Genomic DNA, 22,359 nt, shown 5'->3' with positions numbered 1-22,359 from the left:
AATGATCAGCGCCAAGGCAGCAGCGTACGGGGAGTCACCGCGCCTTTGCTATCCAGGGCGGACGCCGAGGTGCACGACGTCCGGAACGCCTCGGGCAACCGGGACCTCTTCGGTACGCACCTGCTGGAACCCGGCATTGCGCAAGGTTTCTTCGAAAACCGGAGAGGGCTTGGCCGACCACACCGCGAGCACCCCGCCGGGGTTCAACACCCTTGCACAGGACAGGAGTCCGGTGGGGGAGTAGAGCCCCTCGTTGCCCTCGGTGACGGTCCAGTCGGGCCCGTTGTCGATGTCGAGGCAGAGCACGTCGAATGTGGCGGACGTCTCATTGACGTATGCCACCAGGTCGGTCTCGACGATCGCCGTGCGGGGGTCGGCGAGGGCGGTGGCGGAGATCGCGGCGAACGGGGCCGAAGGGCCCCCGCGGTGCCAGTCGACGACGGCGGGTTCGCGCTCCACCACGGTGATGCGCCCCCAGCGGGGCTGGGTGGCGGCGTGGGCGAGCGAGAAGCCGACGCCGAGCCCGCCGATGAGGGCGTGCGGGCCCGGCCGCGGGCCGTGTCCCGCGCGGGTGTCGGCGGCGTCGAGGGCGGCCAGGGCGGCGTCGATCAGCAGCCGCTCCGAGCGGCCGTCGGAGGTGTCCATCAGGAAGCAGCCGTTCGCGATGATCTGCAGCAGGCTTCCGTGCCGGCGGAGCGCCACCTCCCCGTACGGGCCCTCGCGGCGGTCCAGGACTTCGGGAATGTCGTACGGGGTGGTCATGCGTTCATCCTGGCAGCACTTCCCGTTCGGCGGGCCGTGCGGGTCGTGTCGTGCAGGGGTTCCCTCCCTCGTTCTCACGGGTGATCGCTGAGAGCGAACGCAGCTTTGGGAACATTCGGTGACTCACCAGCATTGAGTCGGCATAGCTCAACTTGACTGCCGAAGGGGAGATCATGGCTGCTGAGTCCACACCGCTCGCCCTGCCCGTGCTGCCGCTCGACGACGAGGTCGTGCTGCCCGGGATGGTGGTTCCGCTGGACCTGAGCGACTCCGAGGTGCGCGCCGCGGTGGAGGCCGCCCAGGCCGCCGCCGCCTCCGCACCGGGCAAGCCCAGGGTCCTGCTGGTGCCGCGCATCGACGGGACCTACGCCGGTACCGGCGTCCTGGGCACGGTCGAGCAGGTCGGCAGGCTGGCCGACGGCGACCCGGGCGCCCTGATCCGGGGCCGCGGCCGCGTGCGGATCGGCGCCGGGACCACCGGGCCGGGCGCGGCGCTGTGGGTGGAGGGCACCCGGATCGAGGAGACCGTGCCGGAGCCCCTGCCCGGACAGGTCGGCGAACTGGTCACGGAGTACAAGGCGCTCGCCACCGCCTGGCTGCGCAAGCGCGGTGCCTGGCAGGTCGTCGACCGGGTCCAGGCCATCGACGACGTCGCCGCCCTCGCCGACAACTCCGGTTACTCGCCCTTCCTGACCACCGAACAGAAGGTGGAGCTGCTGGAGACCGCCGACCCGGTGGCCCGGCTGAAGCTCGCCACCCGGCAGCTCCGCGACCACCTCGCCGAGCAGGAGGTCGCCGAGTCCATCGCCAAGGACGTCCAGGACGGCGTCGACAAGCAGCAGCGCGAGTTCCTGCTGCGGCGCCAGCTGGAGGCCGTGCGCAAGGAACTGCGCGAGCTGAACGGGGAGGACGGCAAGGACTCCGTCGAGGAGTCCGACGACTACCGGGCCCGCGTCGAGGCCGCCGACCTGCCGGAGAAGGTGCGCGAGGCCGCCCTCAAGGAGGTCGACAAGCTGGAGCGCTCCTCCGACCAGTCGCCCGAGGGATCGTGGATCCGCACCTGGCTCGACACGGTCCTTGAGATGCCGTGGAACGAACGCACCGAGGACGAATACGACATCCAGGGAGCCCGGGCCGTGCTCGACGCCGAGCACGCGGGCCTGGAGGACGTGAAGGAACGCATCACCGAGTACCTGGCGGTGCGCAAGCGGCGCGCCGAGCGCGGACTCGGCGTGGTCGGGGGCCGCCGCGGCGGCGCCGTGCTCGCCCTGGTGGGGCCGCCCGGCGTCGGCAAGACGAGCCTCGGCGAATCCGTCGCCCACGCGATGGGCCGGAAGTTCGTCCGGGTCGCCCTCGGCGGTGTCCGCGACGAGGCCGAGATCCGCGGCCACCGGCGCACGTACGTCGGCGCGCTGCCCGGCCGGATCGTACGGGCCGTCAAGGAGGCCGGGTCGATGAACCCGGTGGTGCTGCTCGACGAGATCGACAAGGTGGGCTCGGACTTCCGGGGCGACCCGTCCGCCGCCCTCCTCGAAGTGCTGGACCCGGCGCAGAACCACACCTTCCGGGACCACTACCTGGAGGTCGAGCTGGACCTCTCGGACGTCGTCTTCCTTGCCACCGCCAACGTCCTGGAGGCCATCCCGGAGGCGCTGGCGGACCGGATGGAGATCGTCCGCCTGGACGGCTACACGGAGGACGAGAAGGTCGTCATCGCCCGCGACCACCTGCTCCCGCGTCAGCTGGAGCGGGCCGGGCTCGCCGCGGACGAGGTCGGCCTCGACGACGGCGCACTGCGCAGGCTGGCCGGCGAGTACACCCGCGAGGCGGGCGTACGCACCCTGGAGCGGACCGTCGCGCGGCTGCTGCGCAAGATCGCGGCCCAGCACGAACTGGGCGAGCGGGAGCTGCCGTTCACCGTCACGGAAGACGACCTGCGAGGACTGATCGGCCGGCCGCACCACGTGCCCGAGTCCGCCCAGGACCCGGCCGAGCGCCGTACCGCCGTCCCCGGGGTCGCCACCGGGCTGGCGGTGACCGGCGCCGGCGGTGACGTCCTCTACGTGGAGGCGTCCCTGGCCGACCCGGAGACGGGCGCCGCCGGACTGACCCTGACCGGACAGCTGGGCGACGTGATGAAGGAGTCGGCGCAGATCGCGCTGAGCTTCCTGCGGTCGCACGGCGCCGAACTGGAGCTCCCGGTGGGCGACCTGAAGGAACGGGGCGCGCACATCCACTTCCCGGCGGGCGCGGTGCCCAAGGACGGTCCCAGCGCCGGTGTCACGATGACCACCGCACTGGCCTCGCTGCTCTCCGGGCGTCTGGTCCGCACGGATGTGGCGATGACCGGCGAGGTCTCGCTGACCGGGCGGGTGCTGCCGATCGGCGGGGTGAAGCAGAAGCTGCTCGCCGCGCACCGGGCGGGGATCACCACCGTGATCATCCCCAAGCGCAACGAGCCCGACCTGGACGACGTCCCCGCCGAGGTGCTGGACGGGCTCGACGTCCACGCCGTCACCGACGTCCGCCAGGTCCTGGAGCTGGCGCTCGCGCCGGCGGCGAACGGCGCGGCGCCGGAGGTCCCGGTGGCGGCTTGACCGCCGTTCGCCGCCCGCCACCGGAAGGGCGACGGCCCGGGTCCCGTGAGGGAGGCCCGGGCCGTCCGTCGCCGGGCGGGGCGGGGGCAAGCGCGGGGCGGCGGCGTCAGCCGAGCGCCAGCGCCCGCACCCGGTCGATCGTGCCGTTGAAGAGGTCGTGGTCCCCGACCGTCGGCCCGGTCGAGGTGTACTGCCACATCGTGTAGAAGTCCCAGCCCGCGGGCAGCTCGCCCGGGGTGGAGGCGTACCGGGCGATCCACAGGGGATGGTCGGCGGCGAACCCGGTGTGGTTCCCGGTGCACTGCTTCCACCAGCTGGTCGCCGTGTAGATCACGGCGTACCGGCCGGTGCGCTCCCGGTACCGGTCCAGGAAGTCGCCGATCCAGCTCACCATGGCGCTCTGCGACTTGCCGTAGCAGGCGTCCCCGTAGGGGTTCCACTCGATGTCGAGCACGCCCGGCAGCGTCATGCCGTCGCGTGACCAGGCGCCGCCGTGGTCGGCGAAGTAGTCGGCCTGTGCGGCGCCGCTCGTCCTGTCGGGGGTCGCGAAGTGGTACGCGCCGCGGATCATGCCGACGTCGTACGAACCGTTGTACTGCTGCGGGTGGTAGGGGTTCCGGTAGTACGTGCCCTCCGTGGCCTTCGCGTAGGCCCATCTGACCCCGCTGTCCCAGAGGGCCGACCAGGGCACGTCGCCCTGGTGGCTGGAGACGTCCACGCCCTCCGTCCAGAGGCTGCGGACGGTGGGCGTGCCGTCCCGGCCGTCATGGGCGAGGACGCCCATGCCCATGTGGGCGGAGCCGCGCGGCGGAACGTCGGGGACGGCCGCCGTGGCCGCGGTGGCCGAGGGTGTCGCACGGGGGAGCGAGAGGAGCGCGAGCAGGACCGCCGCGACGGTCGTGAACGCGCGTAGACGGGTGAAGCCGGATCTGTGCACGGGCATGACGTGTCTCCGAGGAACGTGGTGCGGGACCCTTGAGAAGAGGAAGCGAGGCAGGCGACGCACGCGGACCGCGACGCGGGCCCCGGGAAACCCCGGGGCCACGGGATTCGGAGAGCCGCCGCCGGGCCGCGTCTGCGAAATACTTGCGGAGCCGCAGCGGCGTCGCCACTCGGCGGGAACACGGACGACCGGGAAAACCGAGGCAGGAACTGACGTGCACGAAGGCGGAAACGGCGGCGCAGCGGACACCTCGTCCGAGGCGCCGGCGAGCGATGTGGAACAGCCCGGATTCCTCGCTCTGGAAAGGGAGTTGACGGTGCTGCTGCGCCGCGCCAGGGCCAGCCAGGGCGAGATGTCCCGCGAGGTCCATCCGGACCTGGAACCGTCCGCGTACGGTCTGCTCGTCCGTCTGGATGAGTGCGGAGAGCAGCGGGCCACCGAACTCGCCGCCTACATCGGCGTCGGCAAGGCGACGATGTCGCGTCAGCTGCACGCCCTGGAGGAACTCGGGCTCGTCACCCGCGAGCCGGACCCCGCCGACGGCCGCGCCTGGCTGGTCGCCCTCACCGCGGAGGGCCGGGACCGGGTGAGCAGGGTCCGCGAGGCCCGCCGCGCGCGCTACGCCCGCAGCCTCGCCGACTGGGACGCCGGCGAGGTCGCGGAACTCGCCCGGCTGCTGCACCGGCTGAACCGCGGGACGGACCGGTGAACGGAGCCCCGTCCGGGGTGACTCGGCGCCGCTCGGGGGGCGCAGGGCGCCGTTCGGGGTGAACGGAGCCCCGTCCGGGGGAAGCGGGGCGCCGTTCGGAGTACCGGAGCGATCGAGCCCGGCGGAGTGCGGGGAGCCCGGCGCGCACGGGTGAACGGGACGGCGCCGGGTGAGCGTGACGGCGCCGGGCGAGCGGGGTGGTGTACGGGGAGTCAGAACTCCACGTACACCACCGTCGCGTCGTCGTGCGTCTTGCTCCGGCCCAGCAGCACCCGGTCCGTGTCCGCGCGCTCCAGGGCCCGTACGCGATCCACCAGCGCCTGCGGCCCCTCCTTGCGGACGAGGGCGAGGCACTCCGTCCAGCCGCCCTCGCGGAACCTCTCCACCCAGCGCGCGGCCCCGTCCGTCAGCGCGGCCAGGGCGCGCACCTCGGCGCGCGGAAGGGTGCCGGTGACCGCGCGCGCCGCGACCGACGGATCGGCGGCCGCGGTGAAGAAGCCGCCCTCCTTGTTCCGCACCGTGGAGTCCACCAGCGCGTCGGTGGCCAGGGCCGAGCGGGGCAGCAGGGCCAGCCGGTCGTCCAGCAACGGGGTGACCGCCCCGTCGGGGGACTCGACGAGCAGGACCGAGTCGGACAGCACCAGGTACTCGACGGACTCCGGTGACCAGCGGGCCAGCACCACCGTCGCCTGGGGAGTGCGCGGGTGAGAAAGGTCACAGGTTTCGATGTGCGCGGCAGCGGTACGCACAAGGGCCCGGGACAACAGGTCGGCCAGGGGGACATCCGGGAGTGAAACGGTCAGTTCGGCGAGGGCCCCGCCCAGCCGCGCGGTGAACCAGGGGACGGAGTGCCGGCAGCCCGCCCCGTCCGGCGGCGGTGTGACGCCGTCCAGCACGACCAGTGAACCGCCCTGTCCGGAGGCCGGAAGCCCGACACTGGCGAAGTCCTCGTTGGGACGGTCCGTGTCGCCGGGCTCCGAGGCGAGTTCAGTACGCATTCTTCCAGTCTGCACGAGGCCCCCACGGGGACCGCCGGAGACCGGACCCGGTCGCTGTTTTCCCGGGACCGTGCAGGTCAGGAGCCGAGTTTGGGTGGGAATGCCGCGCTCCGGGCGTGCGTGGCGGCGAATCCTGCCATCGGCCGCCGCAGACGTCCAACCGGCCCGCCCCGCACGGCCGCTGCGGGGCGTGTCGGAACTTGCCCCTCAACTCGCCTCCGATGTTCACTCCTTCGAGTGGCGGGTCAGGTGATGCGTATCCAGCGCCCAGAGGCGCTGGGAGGGTCGGGAGGCGATGGGGGCGTCTCACGGACCCAGCACGGTCGACAGTCCGGGCAGGACGCAGGTGCCTGTCACGAGCAGGGCGTGGACGCCTGTTGACGGAGCGTCACCCGGACCCACGGGTACACGAGTCAGGAATGCGAGCACCGGTGCAGAAGACGCGGCCTCGTCGCACAGGCAAGCAGACGGTCCCCACGGGGGACGCCGACCAGAAGCCCACCGTCGGCAAGGGCCGCCCCACCCATGTGCGCAACCGGCTCATCGTGGCCGTCGCGGTGGTGGCCGCCGCGATCGCGGGCGCCGGAACACCGTCCGTGCTGGCGGCCTCCGGGCAACTGAAGGACTCCCAGAACCTGGTGACCCACGCCGAGCTGACCCGGGACTCCCTGACGCTCGCGCACTCCCTCGCCGATGAGCGGGACGAGGTCACGTCCTACATCGCGGCCGGCCGCCCCAAGTCCAAGGCGCCCGCCGAGGAGGACAGCGCCCGCGTCGACCGGCAGGTCGAGGAACTGCGCGCCGACACCGGCATCCCCAAGGCCGTGCGCGAGGACCTCGACGCCATCGCGGCCGTGCGCAGGGCGGCGCTCACCGGCAAGAGCAGCGCGCTCGAGGCGCACCAGGCGTACTCCACCGCCATCACCCAGCTGCACCGGCTCGCCGAGCAGCTCGCGGAGCGGACCCCGCCCCGTGCGGGCTCCGGGGCCCACGCGCTCGCCGAGCTGGACTCCGCCGTCCAGCAGGCGGCCGCCGCCCGCGGGCTGCTGCTCGCCGCGCTCAACGTGCCGAGCACCACCCAGACCGTCATCGACCCGATCACCGGTCTGCCCACCACGTCCGCCGCCTCCTCGGACGCCGACACCGAGCGGCGCGACGAGCTGACCGCCGCGGCCCTCCAGGCCCGCCTGCGCTCCGACGCCGCCCTCGCCGACTTCCGCGACACGGCGCCCAAGGCGGCCCGCGCCTCCTACGACTCCACGGTGACCGGCCCCGAGGTCGACGCCGCCGAGAAGTACCTCGCGAGCCTCACCGACCAGCCGACCCTCTCCGACGAGGACCTGGCCACCGACGTCAAGAAGCTGGAGGCCGCGCTCACCGCCCGCGTCGAGACGATGCGGGGAGTGGAGTCCGCCCTCTTCGAGAAGCGCACCAAGGACCTCGCCCAGCTGCGCGACGACGACGTCACCGCGCTGGAGATCCACATCGCCGTCCTCGGCGCTCTCATGCTGCTCGCGGTCGGCGTCGCCACCGCCATGGCCCGCACCCTCACCCGCCCGCTGTCCGTGCTGCGCCGCGGCTCGGCCCGCCTCGCCGAGGCCGAGGACCCGAGCGCCGAAGAGCCGATCACCTTCACCGGGCGCAACGACGAGTTCGCCCAGGTGGTCCGCTCCGTCAACGCGCTGCACGCGCACGCCGCGCAGCTCACCACGCGGATCGCCACCCTCGAGGCCGACCGCAAGCACCTCGTCGCGCAGCGGCAGCTGATGGCCGACGCCCGCGAGGAGCTGCGCACCGAACTCACCGAGTCCGCCGCCCGTCTGGAGCAGTTGCGCACCAGCATCGGCGGCACCTTCGTCAGCCTGGCGCTGCGCACTCTCGGCCTGGTCGAACGGCAACTCGGCGTCATCGAGGGCCTGGAGGAGCGCGAGGACGACCCGGACCGCCTGGCCACCCTGTTCAAGCTCGACCACTTCGCCACGGTGATGCGGCGGCACAGCGAGAACCTCCTCGTCCTCGCCGGCACCGAACACGTCCAGCACGCGGCGGGTCCGGTGCCGCTCGTGGACGTCGTACGGGCCGCGGTCAGCGAGATCGAGCGGTACGAGAGGGTCAGGATCGCCTCGCTGCCGCCGCACGCGCACATCGCCGGGTTCGCCGCCGACGACCTCAGCCATCTGCTGGCCGAACTCCTGGAGAACGCCACCTCGTTCTGCCCGCCCGACCTGCCCGTCGAGGTCTCCGGCTGGCTGCTGGAGAGCGGCGAGGTCATGCTCTCCGTGCAGGACGAGGGCATCGGCATGACCGAGGAGCGGCTGGAGCGGCTCAACGCCCGTCTGACCGACTTCGACCCGGAGGCGCCCTACGAGCACGAGGGCGAGGACGGCCTCGGACTCGGCCTGTACGTCGTGGCCCGGCTCGCCCAGCGGCACGGGGTGCGGGTGCAGCTGCGGGAGCAGAAGCAGGGCGGCGTCGCCGCGGTCGTGGTCCTTCCCACGACCCTGCTGACCGCCAAGCCCGCCCAGCCCGCCGCCGTTCCCGCCTCCGGCTCCGGCTCCGGTACCGACGGCGCGCAGCGCGTCTCCCTGCCGGGCGCGGACGCCGAGGCCGACGCCAACGTCCTGCACGGCGGCGCGGAGGGCGCGGAGGACGCAAAGGGCACGGAGGGCGACGACCCGCTGGTCGCCCTGGCGGAACAGGCGCTGGAGCAGCAGCAGCCCGCCACGGAGGCGCCGGCCGCGGAGACCCCCGCCGAGCCGGAGGCTTCCGCCGGGACGGAGCCCGCGGGCGACGCGCCGAAGGAGCACACGGAGAAGGCCCCCGCCGAGCCGGAGGCCCCCGCCGAGTCCCTCGCCGAAGACGGAGCCGAAGCCGAAGACGAAGCCGGTGACAGCGACGGCGCCAGAGACAGCGCCGGCGAAGGTGACGGCGCCGGCGAAGGTGACGGCGACCCCGCGGCCGAGGACGGCACGCATCAGCGGCCCGCCGAGACCACCATGGAGCTGCTGATCCCGTCGCCCGCGCCCGCGCCCGACGCGACCTCGGCGGCGGACGCGGCGGCGGACGCGAAGGCCCCGGGTGCCCGGCCGGACGCCGGCCCCGAGCCCTCGGCCACACCGCCGGCCCGCTCGGTGCCCGCGCCCGCCCCCGAGACCGAGCACACGCGCGTGCCCGACGGCCCGGAGGCCGAGGAGGAAGAGGAGCCGGTCACCGCCAAGGGACTGCCCAAACGCACACCGAAGATCGCCGCGCGCGCCGAGGCCCCCAGGCAGCGCACCGGCTCGGTGGACGCCGACGCCCTGCGGCGCCGCCTCGGCGGCTTCCGCCAGGGGGCGGAGGCCGGACGCCGGGACGTCGAAGTGGAGATCGCCGAGGAGACGGGACCGCACCGACCGCCGTCCGCCGCGGCCGCACCGTCCGAAGAAGTCACGGGGGGCACCGTCGAGGAGGCAAGCAGTTGACCGCGCCCAGCACCTTCGGACTGAGCAGTGAGGCCCGCAACCTGCACTGGCTGCTGACCAACCTCGTCGAGGAGGTGCCCGGCATCCTCTCGGTCGCCGTGGTCTCCTCCGACGGGCTGCTGCTGCTCTCCTCCGACCCCGACCTCGTGCAGGCCCGGACGGAGCGGGGCGGGGCCGCCGCCGGAGCGCCCGAGGTGCGGACCGGGAAACGCGCCGGCCCGCGCGGCTCCGCCGCCGATCTGGCCACCGTCGTCTCCGGCATCGGCAGCCTGACCGTCGGTGCCGCCAAGCTGATGGAGTACGGCCAGGTCAAGCACACCATGGTGGCGATGGACGAGGGCAGCCTGTTCGTGATGTCGATCAGCGACGGCTCGCTGCTCGGTGTGCACGGTTCCGCGGAGTGCGACATGAGCGTGGTGGCGTACCACATGGCCCTGTTCGTGGGCCGGGCCGGACATGTCCTGACGCCCGAGCTCCGCAGCGAACTGCGCCAGTCCATGGAGAACAAGACCCTGGAGAACAAGTCCACCGGGAGCCCCCGTTGAGTGGTAAAACCAGGAAGAACCTCCCGATCCGCGGCGGGGACCGCAAACCCGCCCGGGTCCGCCCCTACTCGCTCACCGGCGGCCGTACCCGCTTCGGCCACGTGCTCCTCGTCGAGACGTTCGTGGCGGCCACCGCCGAGCTGGAGGCCGCCGGGCAGCGCAGGGAGCTGACGAAGGGCTCACTGAAGTCGACGATCATGCCGGAGATGCGGGCCATCGTCGAACTGTGCCGCCGGATGCGCACGGTGGCCGAGATCTCCGCGCTGCTGAGGATGCCGCTCGGCGTGGTCCGGGTGCTCCTGAGCGACCTCGCGGACCAGGGAAAGATCCGTGTCTACGGAACGGGAACCGGCCATGGCACGGGTCGCCCGGACCGCGTGCTGCTGGAAAGGGTGCTGAGTGGACTCCGCCGTCTCTGACGCAGTTCAAGGCGTCTCCCCGCTCGTCGTCGAGGACGAGGAGCAGTTGCAGCCCTGGCAGACGGACCGCACCCGCGCCCCGATCGCCACGAAGATAGTGGTGGCCGGCGGCTTCGGGGTCGGCAAGACCACACTGGTCTCCACCGTCTCGGAGATCAAGCCTCTGGAGACCGAGGCGCTGATGACCGAGGCGAGCGCCGGGACCGACGACCTCACCGCCACGCCGGACAAGCTGACCACCACCGTGGCCATGGACTTCGGCCGCATCACGCTCGACGACGACCTGGTGCTCTACGTCTTCGGCACGCCGGGGCAGCAGCGGTTCTGGTTCATGTGGGACGACCTGGTGCGCGGTGCGATCGGCGCGGTCGTCATGGCCGACACCCGCCGGCTCAAGGACTGCTTCCCGGCGCTCGACTACTTCGAGAGCTGCGGACTGCCGTACGTCGTCGCGGTCAACCACTTCGACGAGACCGAGCTGTTCGAGCCGGACGACGTGCGGGAGGCGCTCACCATCCCGGACCGCATACCTGTCATGATCATGGATGCCCGGAGCCGGATCTCGGTCATCGAGACCCTTCTGTCCCTGGTGGGTCACGCGCTCGAGGAAACCCCGGAGTAGCCCGGAGTGGCCCGGAGCAGCCCCGGGGCCCCCGCCCGGTTGCCGGAAGTCCTCGTCCCCTAGGAGAACCCCCGCATGCGGAAGATACTCGTCGTCGGAGCCGGCCAGTCCGGTCTCCAGCTCGCCCTCGGCCTCCAGTCGCACGGGTACGAGGTCACCCTGATGTCCAACCGGACCGCGGACGAGATCCGCACCGGACGGGTGATGTCGACGCAGTGCATGTTCCACACGGCCCTGCAGCACGAGCGCGATCTCCAGCTGAACTTCTGGGAGTCCCAGGCCCCGAAGATCCAGGGGCTCGGTGTCTCGGTCGCGGCCCCCGGCTCGCACGACCCGGGCCCGACGCAGCGCGCGATCAACTGGCTGGGCCTGCTCGACGGGTTCGCGCAGTCGGTCGACCAGCGGGTGAAGATGGCGGGCTGGATGGAGACGTTCGCGCAGCGCGGCGGCCAGCTGGTCATCCACGGTGCGGCCGTCGGCGACCTGGACTACTTCTCCCGCACGTACGACCTGGTGCTCGTCGCCGCGGGCAAGGGCGAACTCGTGCGGATGTTCGGCCGCGACGCCTCGCGCTCCCCGTACGCCGAGCCGCAGCGGGCGCTCGCGGTGGCCTACGTCCACGGGCTGGAGCCGCGCCCGGAGCACCCGGACACCGAGGCGGTCCGCTGCAACATCGTCCCCGGCGTCGGCGAGATGTTCATCATGCCGACGCTCACCACGTCGGGCCGTGCCGACATCCTGTTCTGGGAGGGCATACCCGGCGGCCCGCTGGACGCCTTCAAGGACGTCAAGGACCCGGCGGAGCACCTCTCCCTGACCCTGGACCTCATGGAGAAGTTCCTCCCCTGGGAGCACGCGCGGACCGGCAAGGTCGAACTGACCGACGCCAGCGGCACCCTCGCCGGCCGCTACGCCCCGACCGTCCGCAACCCGGTCGGCCGGCTGCCCGGCGGCGGGGTGGTCCTCGGCGTCGCCGACGTGGTCGTGGCCAACGACCCGATCACCGGCCAGGGCTCCAACTCGGCCTCCAAGTGCGCCGCCTCCTACCTCGCCTCGATCATCGAGCACGGTGAGCAGCCGTTCGACGAGGCGTGGATGCGGCAGACCTTCGACCGCTACTGGGCCACGGCCCGGCACGTCACCAAGTGGACCAACGCCATGCTGGCCCCGCCGCCCGCGCACGTCCTCGAGGTGCTCGGCGCCGCGGGCAGCCTCCAGCCCGTCGCCGACCGGTTCGTCAACTGCTTCGACGACCCGGCCGACCTCGAGAACTTCTTCTACGACCCGGAGAAGGCCGGGGCCTACCTGGCGGAGGTCTCGGGAGCGGCGGGCGGCGCGTAGGCGCGCGCGTAGGCCTGGTCGGGTCCCTCCGTCGCCCCCTCGGGAAGTTCCGGCGGCACATGGCGCCGCAGGGACTCCCCGGCCGGGTCGGGGCGCACGGCGCCCAGGACCGGGTTGGCCGCGATCGGGGAGACCTTGACCCGCGCGCCGGGCCGGGGCGCCTGCACCACCATGCCGTCACCCAGGTAGAGGGCGACATGCGTGGCCTCGGGGAAGTACACGACGAGGTCTCCCGGCCGCAGTTCGTCCAGCGCGACCCGCTCCAGCCGCGCCCACTGCTCCCGGCTGGTCCGGGGAAGGGTGGTTCCCGCGGCGCCCCACGCCTCGGAGGTCAGTCCCGCGCCGTCGTACGCCCCGGGGCCCTCCGCGCCCCACTCGTACGGCTTCCCGATCTGCTCCACCGCGTACCGCACGGCCCGCTCGCCGGCCGCGGAGGGGGCGCGCCCGCCGCCGGGAGCACCGGGCGCGCCCAGGGCGCCGGAGGCCAGGAACTGCGCCTGGTCCCGGGCCACTTCGGCCCGTTCCCGTTCGGCGAGGGCGGCCAGTTCCCCGGGGCTGAGCGAGGCGAGCAGTGCCTCGACCTCGCCGAGCCGCTCGCGCACCGCGTCCCGCTCCCTCCCGCGTCGTTCGGTGAGGGCGAGCCGGTCGGCGAGCGCCCCGCGGGCCCGCCGGGCGAGCTCGTCGGCCCGCCTCTCGCTGCCGGTCAGCCGGCCCACCGCGTCCGCCCGGTTGCGCGCCAGCCGCCCGATCACATGCCCCTGGTCGAGCGCGTGCTGCGGATCACGCGCCAGCAGCAGCCGTACGTACGGGGAGATCCCGGTGCTGTTCTGGTACTGGTGCCGGGCCAGCCGCCCGGCCGCGCCCCGGCTGTCGTGCAGGGAGAGCCGGGCGCGGGCGAGGGCGCCCTCCAGCCGCCGGGTCTCGGCGCGCTGCTCCGCCAGCCGTTCCTCGGTGGCCTCGTAGGCCTCGGTGGCCTTCACCACCGCGCGGTACAGCTGCTGAAGGTCCGTCAGCAACTCGGCGACGGACCGCTCGCGGGGTTCGGTCGCGGTGCTCTCCGACGGCTCCGGAACGGCCGTCGCGGGCACCGGCGCGAGAACGGTCCCGGCCGCGACCGCCGCCGTGCACACCAGACGCAGAAGCATTTCTGACACGTCAACACCTCCGACGCGGGCGGCTCCTCCGCTCCGCATCGCGAGCATCCGGCGGCCCGGCCGGGTCCGCTCGCCGGGTGTGCGCGGTTCGGCGCAACGGCGTCACCCGTCGGCGTCGTCAGGCTTGCCGTCCGGCGTGGCGTCCGGCTCGGCGGCGGGCTTCCGGGCGGTCCCCGGCCAGGGCCACCTCGGTCGGCCGTTCGTCGCCCCGCTCGGGTCGTACAGGTACTTCCACCCCCGCGTCAGCCCGATCCGTCCGCCCTGCTCCCGGGGCACCCGCCGGTAGACCAGCACGGTGGCCGGGCCGCCGTCCGGGGCCGGGACGGGAATGCGGTACGTCTTGGGCGGGTGCCCGGTGATGCCCAGCAGCACGGGCAGGACGCGCCCGTCCATGGGCCCGCCCTCGAAGGGGGTGTCCTGACTCTTCACGCCTCCAGTGTCGGGCATGTCCCCCGGGGAGCTGTCCGCCGGCGGGGGCGGTACGCCGGCGGGGGCGGTACGCCCGCCGCCCGTCAGCCGTCCGTCAGCAGGGTCCGGACGAGTGCCTCGGTCTGCGCGTCCCGCCGCGCGGTCACCTCCAGGGCGGCCAGGAACTGCTCCACCAACCAGTCCCGCAGCTCGTCGACCGGCGGGAGCCTGTCCTCGTCGAGCCAGATCAGCGAGGCCGCCTCCACGGCGGTGATCCACATCCGGACGGTCATCCGCAGCCGGGGCCCCGGCTCGGTGACCCCGAGGTGGTCGAGGATGTGCTCGGCCGCGGCCCGGCGCACCCCGTCGACGACGGCGGTCGTACGGGAGGTCTCCACCACGCTCCCGCCCTGCAGCAGCGCGCTGAACCCGGGGCCGTGGCCCGCGACGAAGGCGAGATAGCGGTCGAGGGCCCTGGACAGCCGGGGCAGCAGCGGGCCCTCGCGCGGCTCGTCGAAGCAGTGCCGCAGCTCGTCGGCGGCGGACCTGAGCGCCGCCTCGTACAACTGCTGCTTGCCGCCCGGGAAGTACCGGTACACCAGGGGCCGCGACACCCCGGCCGCCTCCGCGACGTCGTCCGGCGACACCTCGTCGGGCGCGCGGTGGGCGAAGAGGGACAGCGCGGCGTCGATCAGCTGACTGCGCCGCTCCTCGACGCCGAGGCGCCGGTAGGCGGGGGTGGGAGCCTGCGGGGTCATGCCCCGCAGCGTAGCCAACCGCTTCCGGCGGCCGCCTAGGCCAGCAGCCCGGACGACTTCCACAGCCGCCGTCCGACCCCGCGCAGCACGCCGATGTCGTCCAGGAACTCCGTCAGCCGCCTCGACCCCTGCTGCATCACGTCCCGCCGGTGCCCGCTCGCCCTGACCTGGGCGACGGCCTCGCGCTCGTCCAGCCCGACGTTCGGGTACACCTCGGGGTTCACGAACGCCACCGAGAAGACGCGGGCGAACTCGCCGGAGGTGATCCGGGTGAACTCCCGCGACCACTTCGGCGCGGTCACCATCTGGCGCCGCAGCTCCTCACGGGCGTAGCGGACGTGCCGGGCCTCCTCGACGACGTGGATGCGCGTGACGCCCCGGATCAGCGGCTGGACGCGCTCGTCCGGGAAGGTCAGCCGCTGCATCCAGTCCAGCACCTCCTCGCCGAGCAGGGTCGCCGTGAAGGAGCCGGGTGTGGTGGAGACCGTCTTGAACAGCCGTCCCAGCTGCTGGTGGGCCCGGCTCACCGGGTACCACGGGGTGCCGCCACGTGTGATCACCCGGGCGAACATCCTGGAGTGCCGGCACTCGTCCTCGATCTCGGTGAGCGCGTACCGCACGTGCGCGCTCGTGGCGGCCTTGTCGTAGACGTGCCGCACCAGCAGCTGCATCAGGATCAGCTCGAACCAGATGCCGAGCGAGGCGAGCGCCGCGGCCTCGTGCCGGGAGAGCGCGATGCGCTGCTCCTCGCTCATCCGCTTCCACAGCGGGGTGCCGTACAGGGACACCAGCTCCGGCGGCCAGAACCACTTGCCCTCCTCGAAGGGGGCGTCCCAGTCCAGCTCCTCGTCCGGGTCGAAGGAGTGCCTGGCGGAGGCGTCGAGCAGCCGCTGGGCCACCTGTTCCCGGTCCTTGAGCGGGCCGAGCGCGTCGCGCAGCCCGTCGAGCGCATCGGCTTCCGTCAGGGTCCGGTTCTGGGGCGTCATGGCGGCTCCACCTCGCGGGCGTATCGGGTTACCGGCGGTTCACCTCCCTTATGAGACTGCTTGTCAGCAAGCTCGTCAATCCCCCGTGCGCGACTTGTCGACGGACGGTCCACCCGGTGCCCGGATACGCTGACACGGCCGAGCGGATCACCGGTGCACGGGAGCGACCAGGAGCACAGCACGCGACTACGGGCTGGACGAGGACTACGAGTGGCCTCGCCCGCCGGAAGGCGGCTGGATTGCGGACGACCTCGACGAACTTCCCCACCTGCCTCGGCGCACGGAACTGATCGACGGGAGTCTCGTCTTCGCGAGTCCGCAGACACGTTTCCATGCGCGCACGGTCGGCCTGCTGGAGCGTGCTCTCGTCGAGCAGGCGCCGGACACACGCGAGGTCTACCGCAATTTCACGGTGACGCTCAACGAGCGGAACCGCCCGGAACCCGACGTGGTGGTGGCGCGCGCCGGTGCCGACACCGGGCCGAAACTAACCAGGCTCCTGCCGGGGGACGTCGTCCTGGCCGCCGAGGTCGTGTCCGAGGACTCGGTCGACCGTGATCGCGAGACCAAGCCCCGCAAGTACGCCGCCGCGGGGATCAGGCACTTCTGGCGCGTCGAGGAGAACGACGGGCTTCCCGTGGTCTACGTCTACGAGCTGGACCCGGCGACCAAGGCGTACGTGCCCGTGGGTGTCTTTCACAACCGCCTCAGGCTCACCGTCCCCTTCCCCAACGACATCGACCTCACCGCCGTCGACCGCCGCCGCTAGACCGAGCAGCCCAGCCCGTCCGGCACCTCGCCGGTCACCGGCGTCGAAGCACCGGGCGGGAACGACGTCCGGAGGGTGAACGCGGAGGGGGTCGGGCCGTGGGCGCGCAGGTGCAGCAGGCGCGCCTCGGCCTCCGCGACCGTGGGGCGGTGGCCCTTCGGGACCCACCACAGGGCCGTCATCGCCTCCCGCACCTGCTCGAACCACTCCCGCCGCCGGCCCAGCATCTCCCGGTGCCGTCCCTGGTACATGAAAGCGGTCAGGGCGTCGGTGTTCCGCCACACCGACATGTTGACGATCAGCCACGCGTCGCCGAAGACCGCTATGTCCGTCGCGTTCCCCTCCTCGCTCTTCAGGCGCCAGACGAAGCCGTTGGCGGCCTCGGCGTCCGCGTTCACCGGGTCGAGACTGTCGACGAAGTCCTTCAACTGCGGTGAGTCCAGCGGAGCCTTGAGACGGGAGATGTTCACCTGGGCGAGTTCGTGGGTGCTGCCGGCTTCGGTCATGGGCCGGACGGTAAACCGGGAACGGAAAGCTCCGGTAGCCCTGTCTCACCAAGTGGCCTTCCTGACCTAGGAGTTCAGCACCGCCTCCATCACCGCCCGGGCGATCGGCGCCGCCGTCCCGCCACCGCTGATCTCCCGGCGGTTCGCCGCCGCGTCCTCCACCACCACCGCCACCGCGACCTTCGCCTCCGCGTCCCCCTCGTCCTGGGCCCAGGACACGAACCACGCGTACGGCGTGCCGGAGTTGCCGATGCCGTGCTGGGCGGTGCCGGTCTTGCCGCCGACCACGGCGCCCCGGATGGCGGCGTTGGTGCCGGTGCCCCCCTCCACCACCCCCCGCATCAGCTCCCGCAACCGCAGCGCCGTCGACGGGAACATGGCGCGCCGCGTCGGACGCGAGCCGGCCGTCGACACCGTGCCGCCGCCCGCCCGGGTCGTCCGCTCCACCAGGTACGGCTCCCGCACCTGCCCGTTGTTGACGACGGCCGCCGCGACCATCGCCATCTGCAGCGGGGTGGCCCGCGTGTTGTACTGCCCGATCGACGACAGCGCGAGCTGCGCCCGGTCCATCGTGGTGTCGAAGGTGCTGCGCGCCACCGGGAACGGCACCTGCAGCCCGTCGTCGTTGAAGCCGAAGCCCTCGGCCGTGGCCCTCAGGTCCGCCAGCCCCGTGGCCACGCCCAGCTTGGCGAACACGGTGTTGCAGGACCAGGTGAACGCCTCCCGCACCGAGGCGTCCGCACAGCCCCGGGACCCGTTCGTCAGCCGTGTCGTCGTCCCCGGCAGGAGGTACGGATCGGGGGAGTCGGTCGGTGCGTCGAGGTCGGTGACCGCACCCGCGTCCAGCGCCGCCGCCGCGGTGACCACCTTGAACGTCGACCCCGGCGGATACGTCTGCCGCACGGCCCGGTTCAGCATCGGCCGGTCCGGATCGGCGTTCAGCCGCTCCCAGGCGCCGCGCGCCGCCGCGCTGTTCCCGGACAGCAGCCCCGGGTCGTACGACGGGACGGACACCAGCGCCAGGATCCGCCCGGTCGACGGCTCCACCGCCGCCACCGCGCCCTTGCGTGAGCGCAGCCCCTCGTACGCGGCCCGCTGCGCGGCCGGGTCGATCGTCGTGACCACGTTCCCGCCCGCGTTGCGCGAGCGCGTGAAGTCGTTCCACAGCGGCACCGGCTGGAGCGCCGGATCGGTTCCGGACAACAGTCCGTCCTCCGTGTCCTCCAGCAGGGTCGTCCCGTACTCCTGCGAGGAGTACCCGGTCACCGGCGCGTACAACGGACCGGCGCCGTAGGTCCGCTCGTAGCGCAGATGCTCCCCGGTGTCCCGCGAACCGGTGACCGGGCGGCCGTCGACCAGGATGTCGCCGCGCGGCTGGCCGTAGCGGGCGATGGCGTCACGGCGGTTGGCCGGGTTGTCGTCGTAGGCGTCGGCCCGCAGCACCTGCACGCGCGTGGCGTTCAGCAACAGGGCGAGCAGCAGCAGCGCGCAGAAGGCGGCGGCGTGCCGGATGCAGCGCGTCACGACCCGGCACCTCCGTCCCCCGGGCGGCACCCGTCCTCCTGGCGCCGCGCCGAATCGCTCAGCCGGGCCAGCAACGCCACGATCGCCCAGTTGGTGACCACCGAGGAACCGCCCTGCGCCAGGAACGGCATCGCCATCCCGGTCAGCGGGATCAGCCCGGTCACCCCGCCCGCGATGACGAACACCTGGAGCGCCACGATCGCGGCGAGCCCCACGGCGAGCAGCCGGCCGAACGGGTCACGCAGCACGAGCCCCGTACGGTAGCCGCGCTCCACCAGCAGCCCGTACAGCAGGAAGATCGCGCAGAGTCCGGCCAGTCCCAGTTCCTCGCCCGCCGTGGCCAGGATGAAGTCGGACTTGACCGCGAAGCCGATGAGGACGGAGTTTCCGAGCCCCAGACCGGTGCCGAGCAGCCCGCCCTCCGCGAAGGCGAACAAGGACTGCGCGAGCTGGTTCGGGCCCTGGCCCGCCTCGATCGAGGCGAACGGATGCAGCCAGGTCTCGACCCTGCTGTGCACATGCGGCTCCAGCCGGCCCACCGCCACCGCGCCCAGCGAGGCCAGCAGCAGACCGACGGCGAGCCAGCCGGTGCGGCCGGTGGCGACGTACAGCAGGACGACGAACAGGCCGAAGAACAGCAGTGACGTGCCGAGATCCCGCTCCAGTACCAGCACGCCCACGCTCACCAGCCACACCGCGACGATCGGTCCGAGCACCCGGCCGGTGGGCAGCTGGAGCCCCCAGACCCTACGGCCGGCGTAGGTGAGCGCGGCCCGGTTCTGCGCGAGGTACGCGGCGAAGAACACCGCGAGCAGCACCTTCGCGAACTCGCCCGGCTGGATGGAGAACCCGGCGACCCGGATCCAGATACGGGCCCCGTTCACCGCCGGGAAGAAGATCGGCACCGTGAGCAGGGCGAGCGCGGAGGCGGCACAGGCGCGGGTGAAGCGCTGGAGCGCCCGGTGGTCGCGCAGCAGCAGGACGACCGCGATGAACAGCGTCACTCCCAGCGTCGACCACACCAGTTGGGTCGGGGCGGCCCGGTCGCCGGGTGTCTCCAGGTCGAGCCGGTAGATCAGCACCAGACCGAGCCCGTTGAGCAGGACGGCGATGGGCAGCAGCAGCGGATCGGCCCAGGCGGCCCGGAAGCGCACCGCGAGATGCGCGAGCAGGGCGAGCACGCCGAGCCCGGCGCCGTAACCGGCGGCGCCGGGCGGGACGGAGCCGTTCCTGGCGATCCCGACGGCGCAGTAGCCGAACACCGACAACAGGACGGCCAGGACGATGAGGGCGAGTTCGATGCCACGGCGCCGGGGGAGGGGAGCGGCGGGCGCGGGCGGATCAGCCGTCGCCAGGGAGATTCCGGCCTTGCTCATGTGCGGAACCTACCCATATGAGAAGGCTCAGGCGGTTTGCCCGTCAGCACCAGCGTGGCGCGGGTCCGATGTTGTCGATGTGGCGGGCGGGCCCCCAGGCCCAGGTGCCGTCGGTGAGGAGGTACCAGAGCGAATTGCCCTGCACGGAGTCCCCGCCGACCTTGCAGTAGATCGAGACGGTCTCGCCCTTGTGGGCGTAACGGATGATGCGTGAGCCGCGGTCCGGCGAGCTGCGCAGGGGCAGCGAGGGCGCTGTGACGACGCCCTTGAACTCGCCCCGGTCGCCGTGGTTGCCGCCTGCCTGGTTGCCACCGTCGTGGTTGTTGTTGCCGCCGCCTTGCTGGTTGTTGCCGTGGCCGTTGCCGCTGTTGCCGCCCTGCTGGTTGTTGCCGCCACCCTGCTGGTTGCCGTAGCTGTTGCCGTTCCCGTTGCCACCGGCCTGGTTGCCGCCGTTGTGGTTGTTGCCGCCGCCTTGCTGGTTGCCGTTGCCACCGCCCTGCTGATTTCCGTTTCCGTGGCCCTGCTGGTTGTTGCCACCGCCCTGCTGGTTGCCGTAGCCGTTGCCGCCGCCTTGTTGGTGGCCATTGCCATTGCCATTGCCGTTGTTGCCACCCTGCTGGTTGTTGCCGTAGCCGTTGCCGTTGTTGCCACCCTGCTGGTTTCCGTTGCCGTGACCGCCGCCTTGCTGATTGCCTCCGTTGCCGTTCCCGTTCCCGTTGCCGTTGCCGCCCTGCTGGCTCCAGTTCGCTTGGCCGCCGTCGTCCCCGCCGTCGCTCGCGACAGCGGGGGTGACGGCGGTCGCGAGGGCGAGGGCGCCGACGGCCAGGGATATGGGTAGCCGGCGGATGAGAGGAGAACGCGACGAGTGGGACGAGCGCGCCGAACGCGGGGAGTGCGAGGACATGCAGTACCTCCATATGGGGGTGAAAGAGTCGAAGGTGACTAATCGCCACACTAGGAGCAGCCCTTCACCCCTGCCTGCCTGGGTGCGCCATCGGGGAGGACGCTGTCACTCGGCGAGTTCCTCCAGCAGCCGGGCTGTCGTCAACCCCGCTCGCAGGTAGTCGGCGAACAGCTCGTTGTGCAGGGCCCAGCCCGAACGGCGGGTCCGGATCAGCCGAATGGCCGCATCGGCGGAGCTGCCCCGGCGCATCAGCGCGTGCGCGACGACCAGGCCGGAGCGGTTGTACCCGTGGTAGCAGCGCACGAGGACCTTGCGGCCGTCGTCCAGCGCCTCGCACACCGCCTCGGCGAGCCGCATGACTCCCAGGAGCTGCGTTCCGTCGAGCGGCCCGTCCGGGATGGGCCACACGTGGTGCTCGACCCCGGGACCGGGCCCGTACCCCGGCAGCCGCAGCAGTGTCTGCACAAGATCGAACTCCTGTCGGACCACCGCGAGCTCCAGCTGCCCGGACCGGCTCCTGAACTCGTGCCCGCCCATCCACAGGCCGGGAGCGATCTCGTTCCACGGACTGTCCGGCGCCGGTACATCGGGCTGGTTCCTACGGGTATGCAACGGTGCCTCCCCACATCACCGACATCACCGCCCGGGTCTTCTCAAAGGTATCCGTGTTCTTGCCCCGGGAGCACCCGCCTGTTCCCATGGAAGACGGGTGATGGTGCATGAACGGTCTGCGCGTCGTACCGGCCTGGCGGCACGGCCAGGAGCGGCTGTACGTCTGCTTGCCGGACGGCAGGAACCTCGCCTGGTACGACCGTGAGTCGGCCAGGGTCAACGTGCTCGGCGAGGAGCACGAGGCGGATGTGCTCGAAGCGCTCGGCCCCTTCCTCACCGGCCCGGTCTCGGTCGGTCCGCCCCCCGTCCCCACCCCCGCCGAGCTGGCCCGACTCTCCCTGCACCCCGACGACGATCTCGCGCCGAACCGCCCGGGCGAGGCCCTGCTGATCGCCCTCGACCGCGACCCCGGCCCGGCCCGTCGCTTCCGCGCCGACCCGCGGCGGCAGGCGCTCACGGCGGAGCAGGCGGTGGGGGAGGCCCTGGACCGCATGGACGGCCTGGGCGTACGCACCCTGCACTCGGTGCCGCTCCCCGGCGGCGACCGCGTCCACCACCTGCTCATCGGCCCCGGCGGGCTGTACGCCGTACACGCCCTGTACGCCCACAGACAGCGGGTGACGGTCGCCGATCCCCAGGTGGCCCTCGGCCGCCGCGAGCCGAACCCTCTGCTGCGCCGCCTCCGCGCCGACGCCGACCGGGTCTCGTACGCCCTGACCGCGGAGGTCCGTCCGGCGCTGGTCCTGGTCGGCGCGTCCCGGGTGACGGTGGCGACCCCGCCGCGCGAGGTGCGCGTCCTGACGGACGGCGACGTGGAGAGCCTGGGACGGCTGGGGGGCGTGCTGAAACCGGCCGACGTGGAGGTCCTGTACGCGGTGGCACGGGACCGGAACACATGGGCCCGGCTGTGAACGGGACGGACGGAACCGGCCGAGCGGACTGACCTGCCGGACCTCCGCCGGCCC

Annotated in this window: 21 protein-coding genes; 9 read left to right on the top strand and 12 right to left on the bottom strand. The window is 72.5% G+C overall.

All coding sequences use genetic code 11. From position 1 onward, the window contains the following. Positions 1–48: 48 nt before the first annotated feature. Positions 49–762 (bottom strand): spermidine synthase, encoded by a 714-nt coding sequence (locus ACWEQO_RS09610; RefSeq protein ID WP_452980853.1) that lies wholly within the window; start codon positions 760–762, stop codon positions 49–51. 173 nt (positions 763–935) lie between these two features. On the opposite strand from ACWEQO_RS09610, the gene lon reads away from it, so the two are divergent. Continuing rightward, on the top strand, positions 936–3,359 hold the full coding sequence (gene lon, locus ACWEQO_RS09605) for an endopeptidase La (protein WP_452980850.1): 2,424 nt from the start codon (positions 936–938) through the stop codon (positions 3,357–3,359). 106 nt (positions 3,360–3,465) lie between these two features. Here the strand turns inward: lon and ACWEQO_RS09600 are convergent, their stop codons facing one another. Beyond that, on the bottom strand, positions 3,466–4,302 hold the full coding sequence (locus ACWEQO_RS09600) for a lysozyme (RefSeq protein WP_452980847.1): 837 nt from the start codon (positions 4,300–4,302) through the stop codon (positions 3,466–3,468). Between the two features lie 214 nt (positions 4,303–4,516). On the opposite strand from ACWEQO_RS09600, the gene ACWEQO_RS09595 reads away from it, so the two are divergent. Further along, positions 4,517–5,011 (top strand): MarR family winged helix-turn-helix transcriptional regulator, encoded by a 495-nt coding sequence (locus tag ACWEQO_RS09595; protein ID WP_361456675.1) that lies wholly within the window; start codon positions 4,517–4,519, stop codon positions 5,009–5,011. A gap of 212 nt (positions 5,012–5,223) precedes the next feature. Here ACWEQO_RS09595 and ACWEQO_RS09590 read toward each other — a convergent pair whose 3' ends face one another. Further along, entirely contained in the window at positions 5,224–6,009 is a 786-nt protein-coding gene (locus ACWEQO_RS09590) for a protein phosphatase 2C domain-containing protein (protein WP_452980844.1), read from the bottom strand. Positions 6,010–6,428: 419 nt separating this feature from the next. Between ACWEQO_RS09590 and ACWEQO_RS09585 the strand changes: the two genes are divergently transcribed. The 5 genes from ACWEQO_RS09585 (at position 6,429) to ACWEQO_RS09565 (ending at position 12,397) form a co-directional block, all read left to right on the top strand. Next, on the top strand, positions 6,429–9,470 hold the full coding sequence (locus tag ACWEQO_RS09585) for a nitrate- and nitrite sensing domain-containing protein (RefSeq protein WP_452980841.1): 3,042 nt from the start codon (positions 6,429–6,431) through the stop codon (positions 9,468–9,470). Then, positions 9,467–10,015 (top strand): roadblock/LC7 domain-containing protein, encoded by a 549-nt coding sequence (locus tag ACWEQO_RS09580; protein ID WP_361456684.1) that lies wholly within the window; start codon positions 9,467–9,469, stop codon positions 10,013–10,015. The genes ACWEQO_RS09585 and ACWEQO_RS09580 overlap by 4 nt, the downstream gene beginning before the upstream one ends. Further along, positions 10,012–10,434 carry a DUF742 domain-containing protein gene (locus tag ACWEQO_RS09575; RefSeq protein ID WP_361456687.1) on the top strand — a complete coding sequence of 141 codons (423 nt, stop codon included), beginning with the start codon at positions 10,012–10,014 and terminating at the stop codon, positions 10,432–10,434. Before ACWEQO_RS09580 ends, ACWEQO_RS09575 begins: the two co-directional genes overlap by 4 nt. Then, the gene (locus tag ACWEQO_RS09570) at positions 10,415–11,056 is read left to right on the top strand and encodes a GTP-binding protein (protein WP_361456690.1); all 642 of its coding nucleotides are present in this window, start codon (positions 10,415–10,417) and stop codon (positions 11,054–11,056) included. Before ACWEQO_RS09575 ends, ACWEQO_RS09570 begins: the two co-directional genes overlap by 20 nt. Positions 11,057–11,131: 75 nt before the next feature. Then, a complete protein-coding gene (locus ACWEQO_RS09565; RefSeq protein ID WP_452980836.1) occupies positions 11,132–12,397 on the top strand; it encodes a styrene monooxygenase/indole monooxygenase family protein in 1,266 nt (421 codons plus the stop codon). On the opposite strand, the gene ACWEQO_RS09560 is transcribed toward ACWEQO_RS09565, so the two are convergent. From ACWEQO_RS09560 to ACWEQO_RS09545, 4 genes are all read right to left on the bottom strand, one after another. Further along, positions 12,358–13,551: an NlpC/P60 family protein gene (locus tag ACWEQO_RS09560; protein WP_452980833.1), complete on the bottom strand. Its 1,194-nt coding sequence runs from the start codon at positions 13,549–13,551 to the stop codon at positions 12,358–12,360. The two genes, ACWEQO_RS09565 and ACWEQO_RS09560, sit on opposite strands and share 40 nt — an antisense overlap. A gap of 102 nt (positions 13,552–13,653) precedes the next feature. Further along, complete coding sequence (locus tag ACWEQO_RS09555) at positions 13,654–13,980, bottom strand: hypothetical protein (RefSeq protein ID WP_452980830.1); 327 nt, start codon at positions 13,978–13,980, stop codon at positions 13,654–13,656. An 83-nt stretch (positions 13,981–14,063) separates the two neighbouring features. Beyond that, a complete protein-coding gene (locus ACWEQO_RS09550; protein WP_452980827.1) occupies positions 14,064–14,717 on the bottom strand; it encodes a TetR/AcrR family transcriptional regulator in 654 nt (217 codons plus the stop codon). Between the two features lie 35 nt (positions 14,718–14,752). Then, positions 14,753–15,703, bottom strand: a complete 951-nt coding sequence (locus tag ACWEQO_RS09545) for an AurF N-oxygenase family protein (protein WP_452980824.1) — start codon at positions 15,701–15,703, stop codon at positions 14,753–14,755. A gap of 193 nt (positions 15,704–15,896) precedes the next feature. On the opposite strand from ACWEQO_RS09545, the gene ACWEQO_RS09540 reads away from it, so the two are divergent. Then, positions 15,897–16,472 carry a Uma2 family endonuclease gene (locus tag ACWEQO_RS09540; RefSeq protein WP_452981143.1) on the top strand — a complete coding sequence of 192 codons (576 nt, stop codon included), beginning with the start codon at positions 15,897–15,899 and terminating at the stop codon, positions 16,470–16,472. Here the strand turns inward: ACWEQO_RS09540 and ACWEQO_RS09535 are convergent. The 5 genes from ACWEQO_RS09535 to ACWEQO_RS09515 all read right to left on the bottom strand — a co-directional run bounded on the left by ACWEQO_RS09535 (position 16,469) and on the right by ACWEQO_RS09515 (position 21,394). After that, entirely contained in the window at positions 16,469–16,978 is a 510-nt protein-coding gene (locus tag ACWEQO_RS09535) for a DUF3291 domain-containing protein (RefSeq protein WP_452980821.1), read from the bottom strand. The genes ACWEQO_RS09540 and ACWEQO_RS09535 overlap by 4 nt on opposite strands. Positions 16,979–17,044: 66 nt before the next feature. After that, a complete protein-coding gene (locus ACWEQO_RS09530; protein ID WP_452980818.1) occupies positions 17,045–18,502 on the bottom strand; it encodes a penicillin-binding transpeptidase domain-containing protein in 1,458 nt (485 codons plus the stop codon). Then, positions 18,499–19,878 carry an FtsW/RodA/SpoVE family cell cycle protein gene (locus ACWEQO_RS09525; protein ID WP_452980815.1) on the bottom strand — a complete coding sequence of 460 codons (1,380 nt, stop codon included), beginning with the start codon at positions 19,876–19,878 and terminating at the stop codon, positions 18,499–18,501. Before ACWEQO_RS09525 ends, ACWEQO_RS09530 begins: the two co-directional genes overlap by 4 nt. Before the next feature lie 43 nt (positions 19,879–19,921). Next, positions 19,922–20,782, bottom strand: a complete 861-nt coding sequence (locus ACWEQO_RS09520; protein WP_452980812.1) for an SH3 domain-containing protein — start codon at positions 20,780–20,782, stop codon at positions 19,922–19,924. A 105-nt stretch (positions 20,783–20,887) separates the two neighbouring features. Next, complete coding sequence (locus ACWEQO_RS09515) at positions 20,888–21,394, bottom strand: protein-tyrosine phosphatase family protein (protein WP_361456723.1); 507 nt, start codon at positions 21,392–21,394, stop codon at positions 20,888–20,890. Positions 21,395–21,501: 107 nt separating this feature from the next. Between ACWEQO_RS09515 and ACWEQO_RS09510 the strand changes: the two genes are divergently transcribed. Next, positions 21,502–22,305, top strand: a complete 804-nt coding sequence (locus ACWEQO_RS09510; RefSeq protein WP_452980809.1) for an NERD domain-containing protein — start codon at positions 21,502–21,504, stop codon at positions 22,303–22,305. The last annotated feature ends 54 nt before the right edge of the window (positions 22,306–22,359 follow it).

It is taken from the genome of Streptomyces sp. NPDC004051 (assembly GCF_053604275.1).
The sequence above is the reverse complement of the archived record's forward strand: the minus strand, read 5'-3'. Positions and strand labels throughout refer to the sequence as shown.

Excerpts from the sequence above, each read along its gene's own strand:
- lon (WP_452980850.1), top strand. The coding sequence starts at position 936 with ATGGCTGCTGAGTCCACACCGCTCGCCCTGCCCGTGCTGCCGCTCGAC.
- ACWEQO_RS09525 (WP_452980815.1), bottom strand. The coding sequence starts at position 19,878 with ATGAGCAAGGCCGGAATCTCCCTGGCGACGGCTGATCCGCCCGCGCCC.
- ACWEQO_RS09535 (WP_452980821.1), bottom strand. The coding sequence starts at position 16,978 with ATGACCGAAGCCGGCAGCACCCACGAACTCGCCCAGGTGAACATCTCC.
- ACWEQO_RS09550 (WP_452980827.1), bottom strand. The coding sequence starts at position 14,717 with ATGACCCCGCAGGCTCCCACCCCCGCCTACCGGCGCCTCGGCGTCGAG.
- ACWEQO_RS09520 (WP_452980812.1), bottom strand. The coding sequence starts at position 20,782 with ATGTCCTCGCACTCCCCGCGTTCGGCGCGCTCGTCCCACTCGTCGCGT.
- ACWEQO_RS09565 (WP_452980836.1), top strand. The coding sequence starts at position 11,132 with ATGCGGAAGATACTCGTCGTCGGAGCCGGCCAGTCCGGTCTCCAGCTC.
- ACWEQO_RS09610 (WP_452980853.1), bottom strand. The coding sequence starts at position 762 with ATGACCACCCCGTACGACATTCCCGAAGTCCTGGACCGCCGCGAGGGC.
- ACWEQO_RS09545 (WP_452980824.1), bottom strand. The coding sequence starts at position 15,703 with ATGACGCCCCAGAACCGGACCCTGACGGAAGCCGATGCGCTCGACGGG.
- ACWEQO_RS09510 (WP_452980809.1), top strand. The coding sequence starts at position 21,502 with ATGAACGGTCTGCGCGTCGTACCGGCCTGGCGGCACGGCCAGGAGCGG.
- ACWEQO_RS09590 (WP_452980844.1), bottom strand. The coding sequence starts at position 6,009 with ATGCGTACTGAACTCGCCTCGGAGCCCGGCGACACGGACCGTCCCAAC.
- ACWEQO_RS09600 (WP_452980847.1), bottom strand. The coding sequence starts at position 4,302 with ATGCCCGTGCACAGATCCGGCTTCACCCGTCTACGCGCGTTCACGACC.
- ACWEQO_RS09585 (WP_452980841.1), top strand. The coding sequence starts at position 6,429 with ATGCGAGCACCGGTGCAGAAGACGCGGCCTCGTCGCACAGGCAAGCAG.